Source organism: Streptomyces sp. DG2A-72 (assembly GCF_030499575.1).
In the GTDB taxonomy this organism is placed as follows: Bacteria; Actinomycetota; Actinomycetes; order Streptomycetales; family Streptomycetaceae; genus Streptomyces.
This window is the reverse complement of sequence record NZ_JASTLC010000001.1, coordinates 2,822,250-2,844,025: the sequence shown is the minus strand read 5'-3', so window position 1 is coordinate 2,844,025 and position 21,776 is coordinate 2,822,250. Positions and strand designations below refer to the sequence as shown.

At 68.6% G+C, this 21,776-nt stretch carries 20 protein-coding genes, 1 other RNA gene and 1 pseudogene; 16 read left to right on the top strand and 6 right to left on the bottom strand.

All coding sequences use genetic code 11. The features are described 5' to 3' along the window. Positions 1–3 precede the first annotated feature (3 nt). Positions 4–768 carry a MerR family transcriptional regulator gene (locus QQY66_RS13625; protein WP_301979579.1) on the bottom strand — a complete coding sequence of 255 codons (765 nt, stop codon included), beginning with the start codon at positions 766–768 and terminating at the stop codon, positions 4–6. 159 nt (positions 769–927) lie between these two features. Between QQY66_RS13625 and QQY66_RS13620 the strand changes: the two genes are divergently transcribed. The 6 genes and pseudogenes from QQY66_RS13620 to QQY66_RS13590 all read left to right on the top strand — a co-directional run bounded on the left by QQY66_RS13620 (position 928) and on the right by QQY66_RS13590 (position 5,833). Further along, entirely contained in the window at positions 928–1,506 is a 579-nt protein-coding gene (locus QQY66_RS13620) for a Uma2 family endonuclease (protein ID WP_301979578.1), read from the top strand. 25 nt (positions 1,507–1,531) lie between these two features. Further along, a complete protein-coding gene (locus QQY66_RS13615) occupies positions 1,532–2,362 on the top strand; it encodes an AraC family transcriptional regulator (RefSeq protein WP_301979577.1) in 831 nt (276 codons plus the stop codon). An 18-nt stretch (positions 2,363–2,380) separates the two neighbouring features. Next, positions 2,381–3,163, top strand: a pseudogene (locus QQY66_RS50370) (DMT family transporter); the annotation flags it as partial. Between the two features lie 166 nt (positions 3,164–3,329). Beyond that, positions 3,330–3,742, top strand: an RNA gene (gene rnpB / locus QQY66_RS13600) — RNase P RNA component class A. Between the two features lie 130 nt (positions 3,743–3,872). Continuing rightward, positions 3,873–5,309 carry a DUF234 domain-containing protein gene (locus tag QQY66_RS13595; RefSeq protein ID WP_301979573.1) on the top strand — a complete coding sequence of 479 codons (1,437 nt, stop codon included), beginning with the start codon at positions 3,873–3,875 and terminating at the stop codon, positions 5,307–5,309. A 173-nt stretch (positions 5,310–5,482) separates the two neighbouring features. Continuing rightward, a complete protein-coding gene (locus QQY66_RS13590) occupies positions 5,483–5,833 on the top strand; it encodes a DUF262 domain-containing protein (RefSeq protein WP_367667081.1) in 351 nt (116 codons plus the stop codon). Between the two features lie 54 nt (positions 5,834–5,887). Here the strand turns inward: QQY66_RS13590 and QQY66_RS13585 are convergent, their stop codons facing one another. Continuing rightward, positions 5,888–9,268 carry a type ISP restriction/modification enzyme gene (locus QQY66_RS13585; RefSeq protein WP_301979570.1) on the bottom strand — a complete coding sequence of 1,127 codons (3,381 nt, stop codon included), beginning with the start codon at positions 9,266–9,268 and terminating at the stop codon, positions 5,888–5,890. A gap of 300 nt (positions 9,269–9,568) precedes the next feature. Here QQY66_RS13585 and QQY66_RS13580 point away from each other — a divergent pair, with 300 nt between their 5' ends. After that, positions 9,569–9,796, top strand: a complete 228-nt coding sequence (locus tag QQY66_RS13580) for a hypothetical protein (RefSeq protein ID WP_301979569.1) — start codon at positions 9,569–9,571, stop codon at positions 9,794–9,796. 30 nt (positions 9,797–9,826) lie between these two features. Here QQY66_RS13580 and QQY66_RS13575 read toward each other — a convergent pair whose 3' ends face one another. The 3 genes from QQY66_RS13575 to QQY66_RS13565 form a co-directional block, all read right to left on the bottom strand. Beyond that, positions 9,827–10,090: a hypothetical protein gene (locus tag QQY66_RS13575; protein WP_301979568.1), complete on the bottom strand. Its 264-nt coding sequence runs from the start codon at positions 10,088–10,090 to the stop codon at positions 9,827–9,829. Positions 10,091–10,154: 64 nt separating this feature from the next. Further along, positions 10,155–11,447, bottom strand: coding sequence for a PIN-like domain-containing protein (locus QQY66_RS13570; protein WP_301979567.1), 1,293 nt, complete (start codon positions 11,445–11,447; stop codon positions 10,155–10,157). A gap of 407 nt (positions 11,448–11,854) precedes the next feature. After that, complete coding sequence (locus QQY66_RS13565) at positions 11,855–12,991, bottom strand: EcsC family protein (RefSeq protein ID WP_301979565.1); 1,137 nt, start codon at positions 12,989–12,991, stop codon at positions 11,855–11,857. Between the two features lie 343 nt (positions 12,992–13,334). On the opposite strand from QQY66_RS13565, the gene QQY66_RS13560 reads away from it, so the two are divergent. From QQY66_RS13560 to QQY66_RS13515, 9 genes are all read left to right on the top strand, one after another. Further along, entirely contained in the window at positions 13,335–13,823 is a 489-nt protein-coding gene (locus QQY66_RS13560) for a hypothetical protein (protein ID WP_301979564.1), read from the top strand. 522 nt (positions 13,824–14,345) lie between these two features. Continuing rightward, positions 14,346–14,693 (top strand): hypothetical protein, encoded by a 348-nt coding sequence (locus QQY66_RS13550; protein ID WP_301979562.1) that lies wholly within the window; start codon positions 14,346–14,348, stop codon positions 14,691–14,693. Next, on the top strand, positions 14,690–14,959 hold the full coding sequence (locus QQY66_RS13545) for a hypothetical protein (protein ID WP_301979560.1): 270 nt from the start codon (positions 14,690–14,692) through the stop codon (positions 14,957–14,959). The genes QQY66_RS13550 and QQY66_RS13545 overlap by 4 nt, the downstream gene beginning before the upstream one ends. A 42-nt stretch (positions 14,960–15,001) precedes the next feature. Then, positions 15,002–15,139 (top strand): hypothetical protein, encoded by a 138-nt coding sequence (locus tag QQY66_RS13540; RefSeq protein WP_301979559.1) that lies wholly within the window; start codon positions 15,002–15,004, stop codon positions 15,137–15,139. 583 nt (positions 15,140–15,722) lie between these two features. Beyond that, the gene (locus tag QQY66_RS13535; protein ID WP_301979557.1) at positions 15,723–16,667 is read left to right on the top strand and encodes an alpha/beta fold hydrolase; all 945 of its coding nucleotides are present in this window, start codon (positions 15,723–15,725) and stop codon (positions 16,665–16,667) included. A gap of 141 nt (positions 16,668–16,808) precedes the next feature. Next, positions 16,809–17,642, top strand: a complete 834-nt coding sequence (locus QQY66_RS13530) for a CPBP family intramembrane glutamic endopeptidase (RefSeq protein ID WP_301979556.1) — start codon at positions 16,809–16,811, stop codon at positions 17,640–17,642. Between the two features lie 68 nt (positions 17,643–17,710). Beyond that, positions 17,711–18,829: a sensor histidine kinase gene (locus tag QQY66_RS13525; RefSeq protein ID WP_301987293.1), complete on the top strand. Its 1,119-nt coding sequence runs from the start codon at positions 17,711–17,713 to the stop codon at positions 18,827–18,829. Beyond that, complete coding sequence (locus tag QQY66_RS13520; protein WP_301979554.1) at positions 18,826–19,488, top strand: response regulator transcription factor; 663 nt, start codon at positions 18,826–18,828, stop codon at positions 19,486–19,488. Before QQY66_RS13525 ends, QQY66_RS13520 begins: the two co-directional genes overlap by 4 nt. Before the next feature lie 172 nt (positions 19,489–19,660). Then, entirely contained in the window at positions 19,661–19,975 is a 315-nt protein-coding gene (locus QQY66_RS13515) for a DUF6597 domain-containing transcriptional factor (RefSeq protein WP_301979553.1), read from the top strand. Between the two features lie 134 nt (positions 19,976–20,109). Here the strand turns inward: QQY66_RS13515 and QQY66_RS13510 are convergent, their stop codons facing one another. After that, complete coding sequence (locus tag QQY66_RS13510; RefSeq protein WP_301979551.1) at positions 20,110–21,714, bottom strand: hypothetical protein; 1,605 nt, start codon at positions 21,712–21,714, stop codon at positions 20,110–20,112. Positions 21,715–21,776 lie beyond the last annotated feature (62 nt).

The following is a 21,776-nucleotide window of genomic DNA, read 5'->3' as shown; positions in this document are numbered from 1 at the left end:
TCCTCATGGCCGCCCCTCCTCTTCCCCCGTCACGATCCGCAGCGCGCGCCGGATCGCCTCCGCCTGCGCCGGGGCGAAGTCGGCGTAGAAGGCGCGCAGGAAACTGTCGTCGTGGTCGATGCCGACGTCGTCCGGGAGCAGCTCGCGGGGGATGCAGTCGGCGAGGGCACGGGCGGCCTCGTCCACGCGGGGATCGTCGGTGGGGGCGTCGGCGAGGGCGTCGAGGAGGGCGTAGACCGCGAGGGCCTGTTCGACACCGCCGGGTGTGGCCAGGGCGCCGCCGAGCAGACCCATCAGCCGCTCCCGTTCCTCCGGGTGGGCCGTGGTCTCGATGAGCGCGAGCATCTCGCGGTCCTTGGCGGCCATGGGGGATTCGTCGGGGTGGGCCATCTCGGCGAACAGCGCGGCCAGTTCGGGCGAGACGGGCCCTTCGGCGGGCAGATCCTCCTCGGAGTCGAGGAGGGCACGGAGCCGCGCCCGGCGCTCCCGGACGGCTGCTTCCTGCCGGGCCAGGTCCTCGTCGAGCTCGGTGAGCACTTCGGCGAGGTCCCGGCCCGCATCGTCCGCGAGGACGTCCCGTACCTCCGTGAGCCCGAGCCCCAGCTCGGTCAGCCGTCGGATACGGGCGAGCACGACGGCGTGGCGCAGGGTGTAGTTCCGGTAGCCGTTCGACAGCCGCTCGGGCTCCGGCAGCAGGCCGAGGTGGTGGTAGTGCCGCACGGTGCGCGTGGTGACGCCGACGGCTGTGGCGAGTTCTCCGATCCGCATGGCTTTAGTAGAGACGTTGACGTTGCGGCAGGGTCAAGCGAGACGTGTTCTGACGGTGACCGTGATCGTGTGCCACGATCGAGGGAACGGATCCCGATCTCACGTACAGGTGATCAGCCGATGTCCCAGTCTGGCGAGCGACCGAAGGAGGGGCGTGACATGACTGCCGTGGCTCATGAGCCCACCACGCCGGCTGAGGGACTGCTGGAGATCTTTATGTCCCTCGACACCCCGGAGGGTTTCCGGGCAGAACTGATCGAGGGGGAGATCGTTGTGACGCCGCCGCCGGACGGGGAGCACGAGAAGTACATCAGCCGGATCGTGCGGCAAGTAATCAAGAATTCCCGGACTGACATGGATCTCTCCGGGAACAAGGGCCTGAGGCTGAAGAGCGGGGGAGCCTGCCCGAAGAACCACGCGATCCCGGACGTCACGTTCGCGCCAGTCGAATCCGACCTCTTCGGGGGCGCCGACTCCTGGATGCCTTGCGAGGGCGTCGCCATGGTGCTGGAGGTGACCTCCACCAAACCGCAGGCCGACCGCGAGGCCAAGCGCCGCTGCTACGCCCGCGGCGGCATCCCGCTCTATCTGCTGGCCGACCGCGAAACCTCCCAGGTCACACTCTTCAGCGACCCGAGGCAGGACGACTACCGAGAGCACTGCACCCGCCCCTTCGGTAAACCGCTCGCCCTCCCCGAACCCTTCGCCTTCGAACTGGACACCACGGACTTCCTCTGATCCCCTCGGACTGAGGGGGTGCGAGGTGAGCACACGGGAACAGGCCAGCTGGACCAGGGCACGGCTCGGCCGCTGCGGCCCCCCGCTCGACCTGCTCACCGCCCGCTTCGACCGGCACGTCTACGCCTCGCACACGCACGAGGAGTTCAGCATCGGCATCTGCGTCGGCGGCTCCGAGGTCATCGATTACCGGGGCGACCACCTCCGCCCCGGCCCGGGCTCCATCGTCGTACTCGCCCCCGGCGAGATGCACACAGGCCGCCCCGCCGCGTCCGACGGCTACGCCTACCGAGCCCTGTACCCCGACCCCTCCCTGCTCACCGAAGGCACCCTCGGCGACAGCCTCCCGTACTTCCGCGAGCCCCTCCTCGACGACCCCGAACTCGCCACCGCCCTCCACCGCGCCCACACCGAACTCAGCGCCTGCCCCGACCCGTTGGAGGCCGAGTCCCGCCTCCCGTGGCTGCTGACGGCGCTGGCCCGCCGCCACTCGACGGCCCGAGCGGCGAACGACGTCGTGCCCGGTGCCGCGCACATCGCCCACGTCGTACGCGACCGGCTCGCCGACGAGCTCCTGGCGCCGCCCTCCCTCGCCGAGCTCGCCGCCGACCTGGGGCTGTCCCGCTACCAACTCCTCCGGGCCTTCCGTACGACGATGGGGATACCGCCGTACGCCTGGCTGGCCCAGCACCGGGTGGGCCGGGCCCGCGGACTGCTGGAGTCCGGACTGCGGCCGGCCGAGGTCGCGGGGATGGTGGGCTTCGCCGACCAGGCACACCTCACGCGCTGGTTCCGGCGGGTGCTGGGGGTGACGCCGGCGGCGTACCGCAACAGCGTTCAAGACGGGCGCCGCTGATCCGGTGATCATAGCCGCATGACTGCACGCGGCTGGTTCCTGTTCTCCCTGATGGGAGTGGTCTGGGGCATCCCCTACCTGCTGATCAAAGTGGCGGTGGACGCCCCGCTGTCCCCGTCGACGGTGGTGTTCACGCGCTGCGCGCTGGGCGCCGCCCTGCTCCTGCCCTTCGCGATATGCCAGGGCGGCCTGCCCGGCACGATACGGACCCACTGGCGCCCGATGCTGGCCTTCGCGTGCATCGAGATCATCGGCCCCTGGTGGACCCTGACCGACGCCGAACGCCACCTGTCCAGCTCCACGGCGGGCCTGCTGATCGCCGGAGTCCCGATCGTGGGAGTGGCCTTGGCCCGCTTCTTCGGCCACACGGAGAGGCTGGGGGTACGGCGTGCGACGGGCCTGGCGCTGGGGTTGGCCGGCGTCGGAGTCCTCACGGTCCCGCACCTGACCGGCGGCGACGCCCGCTCCCTGGCCGAGGTATTCGTAACGGTGATCGGCTACGCGACCGCCCCCCTGATCGCCGCGCGCTACCTCAAGGACATCCCGACCCTCCAGCTCATCGCCCCTTGCCTGGCCCTCGCGGCCTTGGTCTACGCCCCCGCGGCGGCGGTGACCAGGCCTGCCGAGCTGCCCTCCACCCAGGTCCTGGCCGCGCTGGCTGCCCTGGGCGCCGTCTGCACGGCGGTCGCCTTCGTCGCCTTCCTGGAGCTGATCAAGGAGGCGGGCCCGACCAGGGCGACGGTCTTCACGTACGTCAACCCGGCGGTCGCGGTGGCAGCGGGCGCGATCTTCCTGGACGAGCCGCTGACGGCAGGCATCGTCGCGGCCTTCACGCTGATCCTGGCGGGCTCGGTGCTGGCGACGTCGGCGGCGGGACCGAGGAACGGACCGAGGAGGGGGTCGAGGAAGGGATCGAGGAAGGGATCGAGGAAGGACCCACGCCCGGTAACATGGTCGACACGGCAGACGAGCCGGGCGGACGGCCGCGTGGAGGTTCCTATGGACCTCCCCGAGGAACGTCCGGGCTCCACAGGGCAGGGTGGTGGCTAACGGCCACCCGGGGTGACCCGCGGGACAGTGCCACAGAAAGCAAACCGCCGGGGATCTCGGTCCTCGGTAAGGGTGAAACGGTGGTGTAAGAGACCACCAGCGCCTGAGGCGACTCAGGCGGCTAGGTAAACCCCACCCGGAGCAAGGTCAAGAGGAGCCGCCTTCTCGAAAGAGGGGCGTCTCTGCGCGGACGTTCGAGGGCTGCCCGCCCAAGTCCGCGGGTAGACCGCACGAGGCCGGCGGCAACGCCGGTCCTAGATGGATGGCCGTCGCCCTGGGCTCCGCGAGGAACCTGGGGGACAGAACCCGGCGTACAGCCCGACTCGTCTGCTTTCTCGGCTCTGACCTGGACTTATGGCCTTGGAGGCGGGCCATTTTATCTCAAGGAAATTTCCTGGCATCTGCGTTAGATTCTTTCTACGTAAGATGCAATCTAACTTTCCTTCCTGAGGGGTCGCCGATGGACTTCAAAGGCAGAGCGGCCGATCTCGATCTGCTGGGCCGACAGCTCGGGTCTGTGATCGAAGGTGCGGGGGGCACTCGGGGGCAGGCCGTGATCATGACGGGGCGGCGGCGTGTGGGGAAGTCTCGTCTGGTTCAGGAATTCTGCGACCGGTCCGGGATGCCGTACGTGGTGTTCCAGGCAACCCGGGGCCGTAATGCCACGGCCGAGCGGGCGGACTTCACCGCGGCGCTGGCGCAGTCCGCTGCTCTGCCGGGAGCGGAGCTGGTGGCCGGATTGCAGGCTGCGGACTGGAATCAGGCGCTGCGCTCACTGGCCATCGCGCTCCCGGACGACGCCCCGAGCATCGCTGTGATCGACGAGGTGCCGTGGCTGGTGGAGCAGGACGCGGAATTCGAGGGGGCGCTGCAGACGGTCTGGGACCGCCATCTGTCCGCCAAGCCGGTCCTGCTGGTCCTGGTCGGCAGTGACATGTCGGTGATGGAGGCCCTGCAGTCCTACGGCCGTCCGTTCTTCGGGCGGGCGACGAAGATGACTGTTCAGCCGCTGCACCTGGCCGATGTGCAGGCGATGACGGAACTCGACGCAGCGGACGCGGTGGATGCGTTGCTGATCACGGGAGGCTTTCCGGAGATCGTCCAGTCGTGGCGGCCGGGGCTGAGCCGGGCGGACTTCCTGCGGGCGGCGGTGACCAACCCGCTGTCGCCGTTGCTGGTCGCGGGTGAGCTGTCGCTCCTCGGGGAGTTTCCCGAAGCCTCGCTGTCGCGGGCGGTGCTGGAGGCGGTGGGCAGCGGCGAGCGGACCTTCTCCGCCATCGCCGCCCAGGCCGGCGGGACGGGAGCGCTGCCGTCGGGCACGCTGTCTCCGTTGCTGAACACCCTGCAGACCAAGCGGGTCCTGGCGGCCGATCTGCCACTGTCCGGGAAGGCCGACACCAAGAACAAGCGCTACCGCATCGCCGATCCATACCTGCGGTTCTGGCTGGCCTTCCTGCAGCGAGGGATCCCGCTCATCGAACGCGGTCGCGGCGATCTGGCCCTGGAGCGCATCGAGCGCTCATGGACGACCTGGCGGGGACGCGCCGTCGAGCCGGTCGTTCGCGAGTCACTGCTACGGCTGCTGCCCGACGAGCACTGGCCTGAGACAGAGGCGGTGGGCGGCTGGTGGAACCGGCAGAACAACCCCGAGGTCGACCTGATCGGCGCGGATCGCGAACCCGTGGCGGGCGCGGTGCACTTCGTCGGCTCCATCAAGTGGCTGGAGTCCCAGCCTTTCGGCAGACGTGAATACGACACTCTCGTCCGGGACGTGCCGGCCGTACCTGGCGCCGGCCCGGACACCCCGCTGGTCGCAGTGTCCCGCAGCGGCGTGACCGGCGATCTTCCCCTTGCGGCCCACTGGGGACCCGAAGACCTGGTACGGGCCTGGCAGTAGCCCGGGGCGCGGCACCGGCGGGGGTCGCTGACCCTGACGCCGAACTCGTGCGCACGGAGCTTGAACCGCTGTCGCGTCCGTACGACGAAACTCGCGAGGGGTACCGCTGGAAACCGGCGGCCTGAGTGTTACCACTCGCTGCGACGCCCTGACTTCGGACGCTACGGTGTGCGATCCATCGTCGCGAGTACGTGTTGCCGGCGATTCAGCGTGAGTTCGTCTGGTCGCGGGACAAGATCACGCGGTTGTACGACAGCCTGATGCGTGGCTATCCCATCGGCTCGTTCCTCATGTGGCAGGTTCAGGAGGGCAATTCCGGCCGTTTCGCCTTCTACGACTTCATGCGCGACTATCACGAGCCTGACAACGCCCACTGCGCACCGACTGGTCCGCTGGGCAGCCGGGCAATCACAGCGATCCTGGACGGCCAGCAGCGACTGACGGCGCTCAACATCGGCCTGTGCGGGTCGTTCACAGCGAAGCTTCCGCGCATGTGTGAGTGCGGCCCGTACGGTGCGTCATAGCACGGGCACATTCCGTTTGCGGTACGGCCGCCGGGAACTCAGGCTGGGCGCGCGTCAGCTTGGGAAGTCGAGGCTCTCCTGACCTGGCCCGGGACTGCGCCGAGACGTCCGCGGTGGCTTCGGTTCCTTGGTCGCGTAGGCAGGCACGGGCAGGATGCCCTCGTCCCGGAGGTCGTCGGTGGTGATGAGCGGGCCGCTGCTGACGGCGTCCAAAAGCCAGGCCTGTCGGGGCTCGAGGGATACGAGGAGCCCGAGCGCGTTGATGAGGTCCAGCAGGTCAATGGTCCACCGGGAAGGCCAGGTTGGAGGCAGGATGTCGTTCAACGGGGTCTGCCGCTCCACGTCCGGCTTGCGCTTGCGGAAGCTGAACCACTTGCGGATCACCTGCACCCCGCCGATCCGGTAGTCCCACACTTCCGGTGCCACAGGACGTATGGAGCCAGTGCCCACCGTGAGGGTTCGCGTCGTCGCGTCGTAGGAGATGCTGTCCGGCAGCCCGTCGTCCTCTCCGATCGCGACGACGCATTCCGGTTGCTCTGCCGGGGGCAGTCTCGGTGTCGGTCCGTGCGAGCTGTTGTGGTGGTGAGAAGCGAAACGCTCGCCGTACGTGTGGATCCACACCGTACGCCTGCCCATCTCCACCATCTCCGCCCACAAGGCCGAGTCGCGCGTCAGGGGGACGCGGGCGCCACGCTCGGCCAGGTTCGTGGCGAAGCGGCGGGCGTAGCCGCTGTGGCCGGCTGTGCCCGCGATGTACGCGAGGAGGTCTTCGGCGGTGACCGTCACGCCGTGCGTCTTGGTGAGCAGCTGCAGCAGTCCGGGCGTCACGTTCGGTTCCGCCCGGTGAGAGTGGCGGTAGAGGGGCGCGACGCGGCCACCTTCGGTGCCTTTGAAGTGGTGAACGTCGGGCAGAAGGGCGGTGAAACTCACCGCCGGGCCCGGCCGACCTGACTCTGTGTGGAGTTCGGACAGGTAGATCTGACGCCGGTCGTCGTGGGCGAACCACAAGGCCGGCCGCGGCCGGTCGATCACTCTCCGGTCCGCGATGATGTACTGCCGGTCGAAGGTCATCCGTCCGTACCGGACGATGACCGGAACCGTCTCCTTCTCCGCGGCGAGACTGCCCTTCTCCTGCTGGCCGGGCAGGGGTGGTTCGGGCTTGTCCGGACGGCGATCCCCGGTGCTCTTCATCAGCGTCGCCTTGGCCTCTGTCGGAGCCTGGACGAGCCTGCGCCAGCGCCTTTCCAGAACGTCCTGGCTGGGTGAGACGGGCCAACTGCGGTTGTTCGTGTTGCCGGTGCTCGTCCAGGGCAGCAGGGCGTCCACCGGCGGCATGGTTGACCACTCGGAGTCGGGCGTGACGTGAAAGGGCGCGGTCCACTGTGTGGGGCAGAGCTGCCAGGAAGTCCCGTTCCGGTGGCCCTCGACGCCGAGCGCTTCCAGCCAGCCGAACTTCTCCTCGCGCGTACCCGCCGGTACGTCGAGTCGCCACACCCGCGCCGGATTACTCGCGTCCGGGGAACCCCGGCGGACGAAGACGGCGATGCAGACCTCGCGCTTCACGTCCTGGAAGACACGGGTGCGTGTGTCGGAGTAGGGGCCTTCGGGGGAGAGACCGATGACCCAGCCCTCGTCGGCCGCCTCGCGCAGGTAGTGACGCATGCCGGCCGCGCCCTCACTGTCCAGGTATCCGGAGTTGGTGATGAGAGCGACGACCCCGCTGGGCGCCTTCGGCGTGCCCGAAGCCGTCACCTGGTCGAAGACCTTCCAGGTGGACCACGCCCAGAAGTAGACGTAGAGGTTGTCGAGGGCGTATCCGACACGCCCGTTGTCCTCGGGATGGAAACGGGCGAGGATCGGGCCCTGATCGTTCGGGTTGCCGTCGGTGACCCAGCGTCCGACGCCCGACTGTCGCGCACCCCGCAGATAGGGCGGATTGCCGATGACCACCATGACCTTCTCGTCCGCCTTGATCTTGTTCGCCATGCGGCGGTGGCGGGCGATCGCTTCGTACATCAAGCCCAGGTGGTGCTCGACGGAGGGATCGTCGAGTGTGTCGGCCACCAGAAGCCTCGGTGGGTGACCGGTGACATCGGCGTCGTGGGACTGGAAGGCGTGGTGCACACGGAGTTCGGCCACCGCGTACGGCCCGGTCTGCTTCTCCAGACCGACGAGTCGACTCGACAGGTCCCGGAGGAGTCCGGACTTGAGAATCTTGCCGTACTTCAATGACAGGTTCTTGGCGACGTGGTCGATGATGTTGATGAGGAAGGTCCCGGTGCCCATGGCAGGGTCGACCACCGTGACGTCCTCACTTCCGTACCCGTCCTCCTGGCCGAGCCGGTCCCGCAGCACCTCGTCGGTGAACCCGACCATGAAGCGGACGACCTCGCCGGGTGTGTAGTACGTCCCTGTCCGCCGTCGCAGTTCCGGGTCGTAGGCGCTCAGAAAGCCCTCGTACAGGTGGAGGTAGGCGTCTCCGGTCTCGTCCTTGAACATCTCGGGGTCGACGGCGGATATGACGTCGATCAGCGTGTCGGTGATCCCGCGCAGATCGTCGAGGGCTTCGTCCGTCAGTACCGCCAGCGCCTTGCCCATCAGTGAGTGCCGTTTGCCTAATCGGATCGCTACATCGGGGAGGGAGAGCTTGTCCAGATCGATGCGCTCAAGGCGGGCCAGCAGGATGGCGAAGGTCAGCGTCTGGCTGTAATGGTCCGCGAACTCCTCCGCACGAGCATCGGGAAAGAGTAGATCCTTCCAGTTCCCGGCCAGGATCGAGAACGATGCGTTGGCCTCTCCGGATTCCTCGCGGGTGAGACGTTCGGTGACCTCGTCGCGCAGCAGGGCGCAGATTCCCGCGATGCGCTTGACCAGTTCGCCGATGCTGCCGTGAGTGAGGGGCGCCGGCGTGAAGAAGTGCGTGAGGGCGCGCTCGAACCCGTCGTCCGCGACGACGAGTTGCCGACTACCGGATTGGAGATCTCCAACGAGTTGCCCAGTAGGGCCGATTTGCACACCGAATCGGTAGACCGCCCACTGGTATCCATCGGTGTACAGCACGTTGTGGAGGGCCTTGATCTTCTCCCACTGTTTCCGGTCGTGGCTCTTCACAGACCACTTCTCTGGATCGACCCCCTTGCCCGGCTGCTTCAGCTCGACGTGCCCTATGGTCCTGCCGCCGCAGCTGATGGCGAAGTCCGGTCGAATCCTGAGTCTCTTGACGCGACTCTGACCGTGAGCGATGAGTTTGAGGCGTTGCCTCGAGGCCATACCGCGCAGCAGGTGTTCCACCGGCGTGGTGAGGCTCTCCTCCTTGCCGCTGACCGCCCCGGCAGGACCTTGCAGCTTGGCCCTGACCTCCTGGCCGAACCGGGTGACGAGGTCTGCGACCGATCCGGTGGTGCCCTTTCCCGCCCAGACGTCCCCTTGTGACATCGGCCCCCCAAGGCTGCACCCACGCAGGTGATCAGACCCATACAGAATGCCCATGACATGGCAACTGGCAAACGCCGGATAAATGGCGAAGAGGCGCGTGTGACGCCTGCTCAAGGCGTGGCTGCTGACGGGTAGCGGTCCAGCGCGGCTTCAGTGCCGAGTACCGTGTCATCGGCCCACGGCTGACGGACGCGAGCGAGGAGGGCGGTCTCTTCAGTTTCCGATTCTGAGCTGGTCCGGTCGGCAGTAGCCCTGCCGCCGTATGCCATGCTGTGGCGGTTTCTGGAAGGGGAGGGTGAGATGACCGAGAAGTCGCTGTCGCACAAGCAGGCGCTCGCCAAGGTGATCCAGGCACTGGGAGGCACCTGGGACACCGAACGTGCCGTACTGGCCCTACGAGTCGCCGGGTACAGACCGGCGGACGACAATGCCGCGGGCAAGGAGGCCCTCCGCAACCTGCGCGAGCTCGCTCAGGACGGTGTGATCGTGAGGCCGGATCCGGATCAGGCCGTGTACCGGTCGGCGTAGTCGCCACCGCAGGGCTCCGGCACTGACCCGTTAAGGTACGGCGGGCACCTGGAAGCCGTTCGTGGTGATATGGGCGATGGCTGACGAGTGGCTGGTCAGCCACTCGCCGCACACCCACCAGCGGGGTGTGGTGCCGTCGCTGAACTCGGGGCATACCTCCGCGATGAGCTTGTGGTCGCAGTCGCCGCGCGAGGCCATGGAGCAGATCACATCGCCCTGTTGCTCAATGGCCGGTACGTACGGGTGGATCGACAGGATCGGACGACGCATCTCCCGCGCTGCTGAATGGGGCATGGCGCGGAGGGTAACAACGCGGCTTCGCCAACTGCTTCCGTGACGTGAGATGCCCGGCTGGCGGTCACGATTCGTCCTCGACTCCCAGCTCGTTGACAAGCGGTACGAGGAGGGGGTGGACGCAGAAGCCGGACGCGGGGCCTGGACCCGCGTCGTATTCGGCCTTCAGGACCTGGACGGCCGACTCCGGGATCTTTCCCAGGTTGCGCAGCAGGCCGGTAATGCGCGTGACCGGTTTGGTGAAGCCTCTCAGGGAGCGGCTCTCGGGGTAGTGGCAGATGGCGTAGACGCTTTTGGCGTCCGCGACACCGTCCATCTCAGCGGCGTACTTGATGACGGCGACCCTGTCCTCGTAGCTCTCGTAGGTCAGCCGGTCGAAGAGTTCCTGGAGCGCGTCGGTCGTCCAGCCTCCGTAGGTTCCGTCGTCGGTCCCGATTCGCTCGACGCGTTCGATGTCCTCGACGGACCCCTCCCGGAGACCGAACTCCAGGATCGGCGCGGCGACCTCCAGGAACCGCTTGGGCGTGAGCATGAAGAGCCGTCCGCCGCCCGCGGTCCTGAGCTCCTCGGTCAGTTCAGGCCGAGGGCCGCGGTTGAAGCCCTGCTCTTTGCGCCACCAGTCCTCCTTGACGTCCGCCGTCAGGAACAGCACGTCGCACTGGCGGCGGCCGGCCTCCCGGAGGATCTGCTCCCACACGAGATAGTCGGCGGCGGCTCCCACACCCTCCTTCGTCTTGTCCATGTAGCCCGGAGGCAGCCGCTTCTCGACGCGGCGCATGCCCTCCGCGATCGCCTTGTCGTGATCCTCCGGACTCAGCGGAGCACCGACCTGGCCGTCGAGCGCGGGCTCCAGTTCCGTGATGACCGGATCAGTGCTCGTGTCGTGGGTGATGTTCTGCCACTCACCCTCGCCGACCTTGACGATCGTCTCCTGCGCGTCGTCGAAGACCTTGTTCAGCTGACTGCGCAGATGCTCGGTCTCCTCCTCCGGCAGGGCCACACGATTGGCCCAGGTGCGCAGCGTCCGCTCTGCCTGGTCCGCGTGACCGGCCATGTCCTCGGCGGCCTGCGCACCGGACGACCGTGCGTCGCTGAGAGTGCTCTCACGGTTGCGCCAGAACTCCACGAGGACTTGGTGAGGCACCCACAATCGGTCCTCCAAGGCCCCGAGCGCGCGCAGCAGGTCGCCGCGCGCCTGCTCGGTGTAGCGGTACAGGTTCAACAGGACGTTGGCGTCGGGGGCGACCAGGCCGTGCGTCAGTACGGAGTTGAAGTCCTCGGTGGTCGGGGTCCGGAAGGCGCCGAAGTCGTCGAAGAGGCCTCGGTTGTCCGCCCCGGCCGCCGCGTCCTCTGCCATTGCGCTCCCGTCGTCGCCGTATGCCGCGTCCGAGGGGCGTCCCGTCCCCTCGCGTTCGTCTGCTGGGACCGTAGCGCGTCGAAGGTGACCACGGACAGTGAACGGGCAACCTTAGCCGACCAGTTGGGCGGGAGGTTCCTCGTCAACTGGGCCGGTTACCCACCTCGGCCCAAACGGTCTTGCCGCCCGGCGGATGCGGTTCGGTGCCGGGTGGCGGGGGTTGTGGCCTGGGGGTTGGGGGAGTGAGGGTGGAGGTGTACCCGAACAGGCCGTGCATGTACGCCACTCCAAGGACGTGGCACGCCCGCACTTCGCCGTCGGGCGTGAGGAGCGGGTTCGCGGCGGGGGCACCTGAGCCGCGTTCGTCCTGGCGGTCGCATGAAGACGTTCACCGCCAGAACGCCGAGTCAGTGGAGGTTGGGTCCGCCCGCCTCGGCTATCTCGTCGAGCAAGCTGATCTCCTCGTCGGCGTCGTCCGGGATGTCCGGGCCGGTGTCGACAAATGATCCGGATGCCTCCTCGTCAGCGAGATGCGGGTACTTCTCCAGGAGGAACCGCCGCCTGTACGCCATCTCGGCGGCGTCGACGATCCCCTCCAGAGTGGTCCAGTTGAGGGTGCCTCCGACGACGATCCCGAATGCGGGTACGGCCTTGCCGAGTCCTTTCTTGGTGAGTCGAAAGCCGAACGCCTTCGCGAACTGCTGGGAAACCTTGGTGACAACCGCGCCGTTCAGGACCTCCCACGTCTTGCCGCGGAAGAGCGCCTGGGTGAGCCGAGAGATGTCGGCCATCGCGGCGTTCTTGGAGGTGGCCGAACTTGCCGTCCCGACATTGACGACAGACATCACGAAGAGCTTCTCGGCAGGCTCCTCGGGGTCGTAGCCGTAGAACAGCGAGACATGGCCGACGGCGCGGGACGCGAGTCCGAGTACGGCTGCGGTATCGGCAGCAAAAGCCCCCGCGATCGCACCTGCTGAAGGCGCTGCCGCGGCGCCGGCGGAGGCGGCGATGACGAGCTCCCCTCCGGAGATCACTAGTCCGGCACCCGCTCCCGAGACCGCCGCGGCGGCCGGGTAGTACCAGTTCACCGCCCGTCCACGGACCGCGTCGATCTGTTCGAGGTCGAGGCGGCGCAGATCGGGCAGCGACGCGACGTCGTGCCCGCGCTTCTTGTGTAGCGTCACCACCCGCTTGGAGGAGAGTCCCGCTCGCGAGACCCGCCCCACCGTCTGCCGTATGGACTGCACGGCGGTACCGCTCCAGCCCGGCAGGGCATCGGCGGCTCCGCGCGCCCCAGCGCCGACCTTTTGAGCGCCCTTGGCGACGATTTCCTGTCCACGCGAAACCGCCGACTTCGCCCGTGGGCGGTTCTCCAGTTGCTTCGCGGCACGCTTGCCGAGTTCCGCGACGCCGTTGGCCACTTGCTCGCCGGCGTTTCTCATCCCTCGCGACAGTGGGCGGCCCTTGAACTGCTGGATGGCATGCCATGCGTCGAGCTCGTAGTCCGAGGGACGCGGACTGGACGGGTACTGCGGGGTGCTCATAGTCTGTGGCGCTCCTGTCTCCGGGGCGAGCCCGCGATGGGGGAGTTGCTGTCCGATTGAGGCGTGCCGCCGTGAACGGTGCCGTGCCGGAGCCGGTCTTCGCGCAGAGCATGCGAACCCTGGGGCTCGGCCTGGCCGAGCGGGACCGGCTGCGGGGCGAGCTGGCCCGACTGGGCCTACGCGTCCAAGGCGTGCGTATGCATGTAGACGCGGACTCTCCGAATACGGAAAAGGTTGCACCGATTCGTGGAGAAAATGTGCCCTCCGGTGCTGACGTGGCGCAAGCGCTGCTGCTGCGCTACGCGGACACCGACGGATGCGTGACGTCCAGATGGAGAGGACCGTGACGACCATCGCGGTGACCGGGCACATGGACCTGACCGAGGACAGCGTCCCTCTGGTCCGCATCGCCCTGGACGATCTGCTCAAGCAGTACGCCGACGACGGCGGTCTCGTCGGCGTCTCCTGCATCGCCAAGGGCGCCGACTCCCTCTTCGCCGAAGCCGTTCTCGCCGCCGGCGGCCGTCTTACCGTCGTCGTCCCCTCCCAGGACTACCGCCAGAACAAGGTCAAGCCCGACCACGTCCTCATCTTCGATCGCCTCGTCGAAGCTGCCGAGGAAGTTCTCGTCCTCCCGCACGAGACGGCCAGCCGGCAGGCGTACGAGGCCGCCAATGCCGTACTCATCCAACGCGCCGACCGAGTCGTTGCCGTATGGAACGGTGAACCGCCCACCGGCAAGGGCGGCACCGCCGACATGGTGCTTGAAGCCCAGGCGGCGGGTATCCCCGTGGACGTGGTGTGGCCGGACGGCGCCGCTCGCCGAGGCTGAGCACTTGTCCAACGAGCTGTCGGTGCTGCTGTTCAAATGGCGTCTTCGCCACCGGTGATGGCTGGGGCCCAAGGCTCTGCTGGAGGGATCGAGGCTGTCGTGCTTCCGGGGAGACCCTGCGAGTCGAGGAAAGGATCATGGTCCTCACTCCGACAGGGCGTTCGCCGTTCAGGGGCTGGAGGTCACCGACACCCGCACGGAATGTCTCCCGCGCCGCCCTGCCCCCCAGGATGGGCCTGGCCCCGAGGAGGAGGCGGGCCGCAGGCTGGTCCTCGTATCGGGGCTGGCCACGCGCTGGGACTGGCACCCGCGCCCGGACGAGCCGGGCAAGACGGTCTGGGCGGAGTACACACTCCCGGCTTCGCCCAGCCCCTGGTCCGTCGGGCGCGGCGCCTACCTCAAGGGATTCGGTGAGTGACGGATCACTCGGCGGTGGCCTCGGCCTTCGAACCGCTCGCCCTCGCCCTGCGGCCCCGGTACCTTCGGAAGACAGCTCGACACCTTGAGGAGCAGCCGCACCCGATGACCGCAGTCCGTAAGATGCCCGCCACCCCCGAGGCCCTGCGGGCCGTTCTCACAGAGGTCGCCCCGCACCGGCTCGCCGAGTTCGACGAAGCCCGTGCCAAAGCCACGGGACAGGCCCGGGAGGCGACCGACCCCACCCCGCTCCGGGTCTTCACCGAGATGTGGGCGGTAGAGGTCGCGATAGAACGGGACCCGGACGCCGCGGCCCTTTTGCGCACTCTGGAACACAAGGCCGACGTCGTCACCGACCTCGCGGAGGCCCGCGACATCGTCCGGCAGATCGCCGCCATCCGCCGCACCGCCGCCATCGCTGCCGGAGTCCTTCCTGAGGACACCGGCCGGTGAGCGACGAGTGGACGTGGGACTACGCTTTCGCGGCTGAGGACCAACTGTCCTTTCCCAAGATCGTTCAGGATGAGGTCAGGGAAATGACCAGCAAGGTCATCGAGCTGGCCAACCTCGGAGTCGATCCGAACGACCTCGGCGAGCCGGCGGGAAGAAGCGCACGCCGGCATGTGCTGCCGTGCGGCGGCTGGTTCGAGACCCAAGCCATTCCGCACGCCCGATTCGTCGCAGTGGTGCTGATCGTGCCGCCGCCGCATCTCATCTGACCTCGGCGAAACCGGGTGGCGTTGTCGGCCCCTCCTCGCAGAGTGGAACGTGATCGATTCCGATCGGCGGGACGGCAGCGGGAGACGGGGCCGCAGCGCGTCATGAGACCCACACTGGCCGCGCAGACACTGCGCGACACCACGGTCGAGTATCTGACGACGACCTTCGCGCTGGCCTAGCCCGACACCCAGGACGCTCTGGAGGACTTCCTCACCGATCCGGTCGACGGGCTGTTCCGGGGGGTCGTATCTACGGATCCGCCGTCCCCTCTGTCCGGAGGCGGACGGGCGACAGCTGCACCTGGACTGGTAACCGGCGGACTTCCCGCCGCCGTACGCGCATCAGGCCGAGGCGTTCGCCCGTCTGACCAGCAAGGACGGGCGCCAGCCGCAGCCGACGCTGGTGACCACCGGCACGGGCTTCGGTAAGACCGGGTCCACCTGGCGCAACCTCGCCATCGAAGCCCTCCGCGCGGCCAGGGCGAAGAACATCGCGGCCGGCTTCCGTCGCAACGCCCGCGACCCTCGCCGCCCCCTCGCACTCCTCCTCCGCCCTCGGTTGATCACGAACCGGGCATCGTGCGACTGCGCCCGAAACCCTGCCTGTCCCCCTGATGAGCCACACGCAAGTGCGCGCCAGGGAGTGACGATTTCACGCCTCGCTTTCCATAGCGTTCTGGTCGTGGCCGCAGAGCCCCGAAACAGACACCGCTTTGAAATACACACCGCATTTGAAATGTGTACCGCTCTATGGAGGCAAGGGATGAACCGCAGGATCAAGGCAACCGCCATCGCCGCACTCTCCTCCGTCGTGGCCGGCGCCGCGCTCATCGCCTGCGACGGACCCGCGTCGACCGCGGAGAAGACCGCCGGCAAGGTCACCGAGGAGAGCGCGGAGAAGAACCTCGGGGACGAGGACCGGGACGGAGACCAGTTCTCCGGCACCAAGAAGATCCGGGTCGGAAAGCACTCCGTGAACGTCTCCTGCTCGGGCAACGCGACGGAGGACAAGCCTCTCGTGATGCTGATGGCCGGCGGGGGCGACGGGCTGGACACCATGGCCGACCTGCAGAAGACACTGAGTGAGAAGGGCAGGGTCTGCTCCTACGACCGGCTCGGCGAGGGCAAGAGCGACCAGCCGAACGGCACCCAGACCATCGACGACAGCGCCAAGATCCTCACCGGCGTCCTCGACCGCCTCGCCGGTGACCGCTCCGTCGTCCTGGTCGGCCACTCGCTGGGCGGGTACATCGCCGCCCGGTACGCCCCCGACCACCCGGACCGGATCAAGGGACTGGTGCTCATGGATGCCACCATCCCCGCCCTGACCGCCGACATTTCGAAGGCGATCCCCGAGTCGGCCACCGGCATGGCGGCCGAACTGCGCGACCAGACCATTGCGGTCAACGAGGGGCAGAACCCGGAGCAGTTCATCATCGCCGACACTAAGGTCCGCTCCGCCGGGAAGATCCCGGTGCAGATCATCAAGCACGAGTCCCAGTACGCCGAGGTCCCCGAGTACGGGCCCGCGCTGGAAACGATGTGGTCCAAGGGCCAGCAGCAGTGGCGCGCGCTGTCCTCCCGCAGCACGCTCAGCACCGCCGCGGGGACCGGCCACTACATCCACGTCGACCGCCCAGACATCGCCGTCGAGGCCATCCAGCGCGTCGCCGCACAGGCCGCACAGGCCGCCGGGAACAAGCGCTAGTCGGCGCCCGTCCCCCACGGGAGCTACGCCCAAGTGCGCTCTGCGTGGTGACGATCCCGGACCACGAAATCCCTAGCGTTTGTCCTGGCCGCGGCGCGCACGCCGAACGGGCTTTTTCCGAAGGAATTCAGAGGGGTTCTCATGAGGTTCATCTGGCAGCTTCTGGCCGTCGTGGCAATTTCGTTCGCAGGCGGTCAGGGCCTTGCCGCGGTGGACGGAAATCCGTGGCTTCAACTGGTCGTCGGCAGCCTGGCCGCCGTACTCGCGATATTCGTCTACGGCTGGGTGGTGCGACGGACCGAGCACCGCCCGTCCACGGAAGTGGGGATGGAGGGCGCCGCCCCCGCGGTCGGCCGGGGCCTGCTGATCGGTGCCGCGATGTTCTCGGCCGTCATCGTGAACCTCTTCTCCTCCGGGCAGTACGAGGTCGACGGCCTCGGATCGCCGACGGGCGCAGTGGGACTGTTCGGCTTCATGGCCGCCGCCGCCGTGACGGAGGAAGTCCTCTACCGGGGTGTGCTGTTCCGCATCGTCGAGGAACACACCGGCACCTGGATCGCGCTGATCCTCACCGGCCTGCTCTTCGGCGCGTCGCACCTGCTCAACCCGCACGCGAGCCTCTGGGGCGCCTTCGCCATCGCGATCGAGGCCGGTGGCATGCTCACCGCCGCGTACGTCGCCACCCGTAGGCTGTGGGTGCCGATCGGCGTGCACTTCGGCTGGAACTTCGCCGCGTCCGGCATCTTCAGCACCGAGGTCTCCGGCAACGACACCCCGCAGGGCCTGCTGAACTCCTCGATGTCGGGCCCGGAACTGCTCACTGGCGGCGACTTCGGCCCGGAGGGCAGTGTGTACGCGATCCTGTTCGGCGTGCTCGTGACGATCGCGTTCATGTGGCTGGCCCACCGGCGCGGCCACGTGGTGCCCCGCCGACGCACCGACCGGAACGACGCCACCACTAGGCTCGTCCGGTGATCGCCCGCCGGAGAGCCTTCCTCCGCATCCGGCTCCGCCGGACCCCGGGCCAGTGGCTCCAGTTCGACGTGACGGCCTGGTACCTCGTCCTCGGCCCGCTGCTGCTGGCAGCGTCCTTCCTCCCCTCGCTGCAGAGCCACGGCACACAACTCGGCGGTGTCCCGAACCGGCCCTTCGACGCGCTGGCCGTGGTGGTCATCGCCCTGGAGAGCCTCCCGCTGATGATGTGCCGCCGGTGGCCGCTGGCCTGCGTGGCACTGGTGTCGGTGGGCTTCGCCATGGACCAACTGCTCGGCTACCACTCGCTGGCCGGTACGGCGCTGGCCCTCGCGCTGCTGGGCGCCGGGTCCCGAGCGGAACAGCACCGCCGCGCCACCGTCCTCGCCCTCTCCGTGGCGTACGTACCGCTGGCCGTCGTCCTCTCCCGGCTCGGCTCTGGCGAGTCGACGAGCGGGTTCGTGATGTTCTACGTGGCGACGGCCCTGGTCTGGGGCATGGGGGCGTGGCTGCGCGCCGCCCGCATCGCGGAAGCCGAACGCCGGCGCCGCGTCGCCGAGGAGACCCGCACCGCCGAACGCACCCGCATCGCCCGCGAGTTGCACGACGTGGTGACCCACCATGTGACGGCGATGGTCGTGCAGACCGAGGCGGCCCGCTATCTGACCTCCGCTCCCGAGCGCCTCGAACAAGCCCTGACCGCCGTCTCTGAAACCGGCCGGCAGGCCATCGGCGACCTGCGGCACCTGCTCGACCTGCTCAACCCCGACCACAGCACGCAGCCGACCGAGGACAGGACTGCGCATGCCGGCACCCTCGGCACCCTGGTGGAACAGACGCGCAGGGCGGGCCAGCCGGTGGAGTTCACCGAGGAGGGCACCCCGCCGGAGTCCACCGGCAGCGCCCACCTGGTGGCCTACCGCGTGGTGCAGGAGGCCCTGACGAACGCCCTCAAGTACGCCCACGGCATTCGCACTTCGGTTATGGTGCGCCACGGCGACAAGGAGATAACCGTGGAAGTCACTACGGAGGCATCCGGCTCGCGGGCGACATCCCCCGGCGGCAGCGGACGTGGCCTGGCCGGGCTGCGGGAGCGGGTCGACGTCCTGGGTGGCGAGTTCAGCGCGGGCCGGCGCACGGGCGGCGGGTTCGTGGTGCGGGCGCGCATCCCCGCCAAGGGCCCGTCGTGACAGAGCCGATCCGGGTCGTGGTCTGCGACGACCAACTACTGGTCCGCATGGGGCTGGTGACGATCATCGACGCCCAGCCCGACATGGAGGTGGCCGGCGAGTGCGGCGACGGACAGGCCGCCGTCGATCTCGTCGGCCGGCTGTGTCCGGACGTCGTCGTGATGGACATCCGTATGCCGGGACTCGACGGCATCGGGGCCACCCGGCTGCTGGCCGGGTCCGGGGTGCCGCACCCCGCCAAGGTGCTCGTGGTGACGACGTTCAACCTCGACGAGTACGTCTACGAGGCGCTGCGCGCCGGAGCCAGCGGGTTCCTGCTCAAGGACGCGCCGCCGGACCGGCTGCTGCACGGCATCCGCACCGTGGCCATGGGCGCCGCCCTGCTGGACCCCGACGTGACACGTCAACTGGTGGGCAAGTACGCCGCCCGTATCCGTCCCGCCGAGGACGGCCCGGCCCGGGACATTCCGCTGACCCCCCGCGAACTGGAGGTCCTGCGGCTGATCGCGGACGGCCTGTCCAACAGCGAGATCGCCGCGGCCCTGCTGATCAGCCGGGAAACCGTCAAGACGTTCGTCTCCCGCATCCTCACCAAGCTCGGCCTCCGCGACCGCGTCCAGGCCGTCGTCTACGCCTACCGGCACGGGCTGGTGACCTGATGACCGGCGGTCGATGACCGGCGTTCGGGGCGGCATACGGCCGGGGCGCCTTCGTTCTGCGAGCCGCTGGTGCGCGGGTGGTTCACGCGCGTGGCCTGGCCACGGCCGTCGGCCGATCCGCGTCCGATCGGCTCCCTCGCGAACCGAACCCCCCGTCGGCCACACTGACTCCATGGAATTCGTCGGCCGGGTGCCCGCCCCGCCGCTCGACCGGTTCATTGATGACATCTACTGCCTGACCGGGGTGCCGCGGCACCGTCGGATGAACGTTCCGCCGATGCCGTCGGCGCATCTGTTCATCAAGCTGGGTGGACCCGCCCGCCTGTGGGATTCCGATCCTTCGGTGCCGTCGGCAGTGTTCACCGATGGGTGGTTCATGGGGGTATGGACGAGGCGTTTCCTCGTCGAGTACCCGGCCTCGGTGCGGCTCGTCGGGGTGCACTTCAAGCAAGGCGCACATCACGCTCGGCATCGCCGGTGGCGCTAGCTTCCCCGATCCGGCGGGGCTGTGGAGGGCGGGGGAGAGTGCATCGGCACGTCAAGTTGCGGACGTCCGAGGACTTGGCTCGGGCCGAGCTGCGGCAGCTCATCCACAGTGTGATTGCGCGAGGCCGTGCGTAATTACGTTCGTCCGCACCCCGGTTGGTCTTCCAACAACCCCGCATAGCTCGACGTCAGGCGGTACTCCCCGGCCTCCGCAGCGGTCAGCTCCGTCCACCCCTCCCGTTCCCGCACGCACGCCCCCTCCGCCCGCAGCCACGGCGAGTACGCGACCCGCACGGTGACCGTCGCCGCGTGCGGCAGCCTCAGGTGTACGGCCGCCTCGTCCGCGCGCAGTACCCGGGCCGGGGGAGAGGCCAGCGGGGTCGGGTCCGTGACGCGGTAGATCTGCCAGTCGGCGTCGTGCCAGACCGGGCGCAGCCACTTGCGGGCCCGGGGGATCAGGGTCGACTCGGCGATGGAGTGGGGCTCGGGGGTGGCGCGGGGGAGGACGACGTACGTGATCGCCCAGTGGTGCAGCCAGGCGCGGTAGCGGGACGCGTCGAGGTGGTCGTCGTAGAACAATCTGGCCCGCTCCACGTCCAGTTGGCGGTTCCAGCCGCGCATCTGCTGGATGTGGGGGGCGAAGAGGGTGGACTCGCGGTGGTCGCGGGCCGGGGGGATCTCGATCCTGGCCCGGGTCGCGCCTAGGCCGGTCAATTCGGTGCGGACTCCGGTGGTGTGTCTGGCCCAGGCGGGTACGGGGGTCGTGACGCGCAGGTCTGTCACCGTCGCCAGGACGCACCAGTGGACGGAGATCGCGACAACTGCGGACAGGGCTACGGTGCGACGGCCCACGTGGAGGAGTGCTGCCAGGAGTACGGCGGGGGCGACGTGCATGGCCAGGCGCTCCACGTTCGTGCCGACCGGCGAGGGGACCAGCCACGTCACGACGACCCCGATCGCGTAGACCGCGGCGCCCGCCCTCACCACCCTCCACTCGCGCGGCGCCGACCACACCACCATCGCCGACAGCAGCAACGGCAACGCCAACCTGCCCGCGGACATGGGCTGTTCGCCCTGGTAGGGGAACAGGAGGGTCGTCGACGCCACCAAGAGAACTGGGGGGAGTGCCAGCGCGAGCGACTTCGCGTACCGCCGGTTCAGTCCGTATCCCGCAGCCGCCACCAGCAGGAACAGGCCCGCCACCGGGCTCGCCAGGGTGGCCAGCGACGCGGCGAGCGCTGCCACCTTCAGGTGGGCCCGGTCCGCGACCGCGAGCAGTGCCGCCAGGCCGAACACCAGCCCGAGCGCGAAGGTCGTACGGCCCGAGGCCACGTTCGCCCATACGCCCAGTGCGCCGAGCAGGGACGGCCAGAGCGGGGATCGTACGAGCGTCCGGGCCAGGAGTGCGGACAGCAGCCACGTGGCTGTCACGCCGGACAGGACCGACACCGTACGGACGCCCAGCAGCGCCATCAACGGCGGTGACAGCACGCTGTAGTTGGCGGTGTGCGTGCCGGCGTACCAGAACAGGGCGTATGGGGTGCCGGGGTGCCTTGCCGCGAAGCCTGCCCAGGCGTACTGGGCCGCCAGGTCGCCGCCTCCCGTCGCGAGGAGGGTGGCCCAGATGCCGTAGAGGGGGAGGGTCGCGCAGGTGGTGATGAGCGGGACCGAGGGGGTGTGGCGCTGGGGCGGGCGTGCTGTCGGCTGTGGTGGGGCGGGGGTGAGTGCGGGGGACTGCATTCGCCCACTCTTATGGTGAAACGCCCCGAATTGGCTGATCGTTCGGCGCGTCTCCGCCGATC